Source organism: Actinomadura soli (assembly GCF_005889715.1).
In the GTDB taxonomy this organism is placed as follows: domain Bacteria; phylum Actinomycetota; class Actinomycetes; order Streptosporangiales; family Streptosporangiaceae; genus Spirillospora; species Spirillospora soli.
The window spans coordinates 1-4,309 of sequence record NZ_VCKW01000433.1 but is presented as its reverse complement, the minus strand read 5'-3'; the positions used below and the strand labels follow the sequence as shown (position 1 = coordinate 4,309).

General features: G+C 75.5%; 5 protein-coding genes. 3 read left to right on the top strand and 2 right to left on the bottom strand.

The window, feature by feature from the left end; translation table 11 throughout:
- The 3 genes from ETD83_RS39925 to ETD83_RS39915 form a co-directional block, all read left to right on the top strand.
- Positions 1–520: ABC transporter ATP-binding protein (locus tag ETD83_RS39925; protein ID WP_138650450.1), on the top strand; the 520-nt coding region annotated here is incomplete at its 5' end.
- A complete protein-coding gene (locus ETD83_RS39920; protein WP_138650449.1) occupies positions 517–1,716 on the top strand; it encodes an ABC transporter permease in 1,200 nt (399 codons plus the stop codon). The genes ETD83_RS39925 and ETD83_RS39920, both read left to right, overlap by 4 nt.
- Positions 1,717–1,794: 78 nt before the next feature.
- Positions 1,795–2,157 carry a hypothetical protein gene (locus tag ETD83_RS39915; protein WP_138650448.1) on the top strand — a complete coding sequence of 121 codons (363 nt, stop codon included), beginning with the start codon at positions 1,795–1,797 and terminating at the stop codon, positions 2,155–2,157.
- Positions 2,158–2,181: 24 nt separating this feature from the next.
- Here the strand turns inward: ETD83_RS39915 and ETD83_RS39910 are convergent, their stop codons facing one another.
- Positions 2,182–3,381, bottom strand: a complete 1,200-nt coding sequence (locus ETD83_RS39910; protein ID WP_205718155.1) for a ribonuclease D — start codon at positions 3,379–3,381, stop codon at positions 2,182–2,184.
- A 295-nt stretch (positions 3,382–3,676) separates the two neighbouring features.
- Complete coding sequence (locus tag ETD83_RS39905) at positions 3,677–4,243, bottom strand: DUF3000 domain-containing protein (protein WP_138650446.1); 567 nt, start codon at positions 4,241–4,243, stop codon at positions 3,677–3,679.
- Positions 4,244–4,309: the final 66 nt, after the last annotated feature.

Here is a 4,309-nt window from a genome sequence, read left to right as displayed (position 1 = left end):
GACCAGGGGCAGCGTGCGGGTCGCAGGGCACGAGGTGTCCGGCCTGAGCGACCGGGCGCTGTCGGCGCTGCGGGCGCGGCACATCGGGTTCGTGTTCCAGCAGTTCCACCTGGCCGCGGGCGTGAGCGCCCTCGACAACGTCGCCGACGGCCTCCTGTACAGCGGGGCCGGGCTCAAGGAGCGCAGGGAACGGGCGAGGGCCGCGCTCGGGCGGGTCGGGCTCGGGCACCGGACCGGGCACCGGCCGCACGAGCTGTCGGGCGGCGAGCAGCAGCGGGTCGCGGTGGCGCGGGCCGTCGTGGGCGGGCCGGGCCTGCTGCTGGCGGACGAGCCGACCGGCAACCTCGACTCCGCGGCGGGCGCCGAGGTGCTGGCGCTGCTGGAGGAGCTGAACCGCGCCGGGACCACCGTCGCGATCATCACGCACGATCTGGACGTGGCGGCCGCGGCGCCGCGGCGGGTCCGGGTCCTGGACGGCCTGATCGTGGCCGACGAGCGGGCGGAGGCGGGCAGCCGATGAGCGCGGCGGCGGAGCTGGAACCGGCGCGGCTGGGCCCGGCGGACGTGCTGCGCGTCGGCCTGGGCGGGCTGCGGGCGCGTCCGGCGCGGGTGGTGCTGTCCGCGCTCGGCATCGCGATCGGGATCGCCACGATGGTCGCCGTGATCGGGATCTCGTCGTCCGGGAAGGAGGACCTGCTGCGGCGGCTCGACCGGCTCGGCACGAACCTGCTGACGGTCAGGCCGGGCGACACGCTGTTCGGCGACAAGGCCGCGCTGCCCGAGCCGGCGCCGGAGATGGTCCGGCGGATCGGGCCGGTCACGGCGGTCGGCGCGACGGGCGCGGTGGCCGCGACCGTCCGCCGCACCGACAAGATCCCGGACGAGGTCACGCACGGGATCTCCGTCCAGGCCGCGACGCCGGACCTGCTCGGCACCCTCGGCGCGGCGACGGCGAGCGGGCGCTGGCTGAACGCGGGCACCGCCCGCTACCCGGGCGTCGTGCTCGGCGCGGAGGCGGCGCGGCGGCTCGGCCTGGACCGGGCGGGCGGCCAGGTGTGGATCGGCGGGCGCTGGTTCGTCGTCCTCGGCGTCCTGCGGCCCGCGGAGCTGGCACCGGAGATCGACCGCTCGGCGCTCGTCGGCTGGGACGCGGCGCGCCGCTACCTGGGCTTCGACGGGCATCCGACGACGATCTACGAGCGGTCGGCGGACGACTCCGTCACCGATGTCAGGGAGGTCCTCGCCCGTACGGTGAATCCGGAGCATCCCGAGGAGGTCCAGGTCAGCCGCCCCTCGGACGCGCTGGCGGCCAAGGCCGCCGCGACCGGCGCGTTCACCGGGCTGCTGCTCGGGCTCGGCGCGGTCGCGCTGCTCGTCGGCGGCGTCGGCGTCGCCAACACGATGGTGATCTCGGTGCTGGAGCGGCGCCGCGAGATCGGGCTGCGCCGCTCGCTCGGCGCGACGCGCGGCCAGGTCCGGACGCAGTTCCTGGCCGAGTCGCTGCTGCTGTCGGCGTTCGGCGGGACGGCGGGCGTCGTCCTCGGCGCGGCGGTGACCACCGGATTCGCGCTGTGGAAGGACTGGCCGCCGGTCATTCCCGGCTGGGCGCTCGGCGGCGCGCTCGCCGCGACGCTCGCGATCGGGACCGTCGCGGGGCTCTATCCGGCGATGCGCGCGGCGCGGCTGCCCCCGACCGCCGCGCTGGCCACCGCCTGACTCTGGCGACGCCCTCACGAACGGGTGCATGATTGGGACGCCGACGCTGTCTCGCCTGGGGGAGGTGACTCCACGGCCATGCCGGTACCACGCCCGCTCCGCGAACGCTGCCGCGAGTTCCTCGGGATCGACGGAGAGATCCGCTACATCTTTCCCGCCATGGTGTACGGCGGCGGGGCGGGATTCATCTTCGTCATCACCGACGAGCAGATCGCGGTGATCTCCACCGGCGCGATGAGCCGCAGCACGCCGAAGACCGTCTGGGGCAGCTATCCGCGCGGCACCCGGCTCGGGCCGGTGGAGACCAGCCCGGGTGCGGCGTTCGAGTTCGCGGGCGCCGTGTTCGAGATGGACGACGAGTACATCGCGGTCGTCAACGCGGCCGACGCCGAGATCTTCGACCGGGACAGCCTGCCGAAGGACCCGCTCCCCGATCTCTAGGCGGCTCGGCGGTCCGCGGGCGGCTCAGAGGTCGCCCTTGCACTCCAGGCGGTGGAAGGCGCGGGCGAGGGGCTGCGCGGTGAGCTCGATCTGCCAGCGGCGCGCGCCCAGGTCGCGGAGCGTGGCGGCGACCGCCGACGCGGACGCCTCCGGTGGCGGCGTCCAGGCCAGCCGGCGGACGGAGTCGGGCTGGATGAGGTTCTCCGACGGCATGGAGTGCTCGTCGGCGAGCGCGGCGACGACGGCGCGGGCGGCGGTGAGGCGCTTGGCGGCCTCGGGGTCGCGGTCGGCCCAGCGGTGCGCGGGCGGCGGGCCGTCGCCCGGGACGGTCGGCTCGGGCAGCCCGCGGTCGGTGAGGTCGCGGGCGCGGGCGACCGCGCGCAGCCACGCGGACTGGTGCCGGCGGGCGCCGCGCCCCCGCATCGTCGGCAGGGCCTGCAGGTCGGCGGGCGTCCGGGGGGCGCGCTGCGCCAGCTCGATGATCGCGGCGTCCTGCAGCACCCGGCCGGGGGACAGGTCCCGCTCGCGGGCGATCTTGTCGCGGGCCTCCCAGATCTCCCGGACGGTGGCGAGCGCCCGCCGGTTCCGCACCCGGTGGATGCCGGACGTGCGGCGCCACGGGTCGGCCCGCGGCGGCTTCGGCGGCGTCGTCAGGATCGCGGCGAACTCCTCCAGCGCCCACTCCAGCTTGCCCGCGGCCTCCAGCTCGTTCTGCAGGGCGTCGCGCAGCTCGACCAGCAGCTCGACGTCCAGCGCGGCGTAGCGGAGCCAGTCCTCCGGGAGGGGGCGCGTCGACCAGTCGGCCGCCGAGTGCCCCTTCTCCAGCACGAAGCCCAGCACGTTCTCGACCATGGACCCGAGCCCGACGCGGGGGTAGCCGAGCAGCCGCCCCGCCAGCTCGGTGTCGAACAGCCGCCGCGGGATTAGGCCGACCTCGGCCAGGCACGGCAGGTCCTGGTTGGCGGCGTGCAGGACCAGCTCGGCGTCGGCGATCGCGGCGTCCAGGCCGGACAGGTCGGGCAGCGCGATGGGGTCGATCAGGGCCGTGCCCGCGCCCGCGCGGCGCAGCTGGATCAGGTAGGCGCGCTGCCCGTACCGGTAGCCGGACGCCCGTTCGGCGTCGACGGCGACCGGCCCCGCGCCCGCGGCGAACGCCGCGATGACACGTTCCAGTTCGGCGTCGTCGGTGATCACGGGCGGGACGCCCTCGCGCGGCTCCAGCAACGGGACGGGCGGGGGACCGCCGTCGGCCTCGGCGGCCGGGTCGGCGGCCGGTTCCCGTGCGGTCTGCTCTGGAACGGTCCCGGACCGCCTCGCGGCCGTGGTCTCAGCACCGGTATCCCGCTCGGGGCCGGTGGCGCGCGTTTCGGACACTCCCACAGAACCTTTTTCATCCTCGGGTCGACGAGCCGTGCGAGGCTTCCGGGACACGGACGGACGAGAAAGGCTGCCAGCTTCCGTGTGCACTTCCGCCGCCTCGGTCTCGGACGCTGTGCTCACGTCCCCTACCGTACGTCGCTCAGCCGCTTGCCCCGCCCGGACGGTCCGGCAGCGCGGCGACGCCGGACGGCGGCAGGCCCGCCGTCGTGCACATCACCTCGCACCAGGCCGCCACGTGCGGGGCGAGATCGTCGCCCGTCGGGGACCAGGACGCGCGCAGCTCCAGCTCGGTCGTGGACGGCTCGTCGCTCTTGTCGCCGAAGCTCTCCGACACCGCGCGGGTGATCGTCCCGGACACGCCCGCGTACCCGGCCGGCTCCAGCGCCTCGAGCAGCCAGTCCCACGCGACGGAGCCGATCAGCTCGTCGGCGGCGATCTCGGGCTCCAGATCGGCGCGGATGTAGGCGACGATGCGGAACCCGTTCGTCCAGCCGCTGTCGCCGCCCGGGTCGTACAGGACGATGAGGCGCCCCATCGCGACCTCGGTGTCGTCGTCGCGGTAGACGCTGCCGGACAGTGCGGCGGCGTAGGGCGCCAGGCTCTGCGGGGCGGGCATGTCCTCCAGGTCGAGCTCCGGGCGGACGCCGGGCCCGTCGAGGATCTCCTGGAGCGTGCCGAGGGCCCGCTGGAAGGCTGGTGGGTTCATGGATGGACCGGCCTGATCGCGGGGGAGTGGTCGGGTGCGGGGGCGTGGGTCGGGTCTGTTCTCGGG

Bases quoted from the DNA above. Each gene is read 5' to 3' on its own strand.
- ETD83_RS39920 (WP_138650449.1), top strand. From the start codon at position 517: ATGAGCGCGGCGGCGGAGCTGGAACCGGCGCGGCTGGGCCCGGCGGAC.
- ETD83_RS39915 (WP_138650448.1), top strand. From the start codon at position 1,795: ATGCCGGTACCACGCCCGCTCCGCGAACGCTGCCGCGAGTTCCTCGGG.
- ETD83_RS39905 (WP_138650446.1), bottom strand. From the start codon at position 4,243: ATGAACCCACCAGCCTTCCAGCGGGCCCTCGGCACGCTCCAGGAGATC.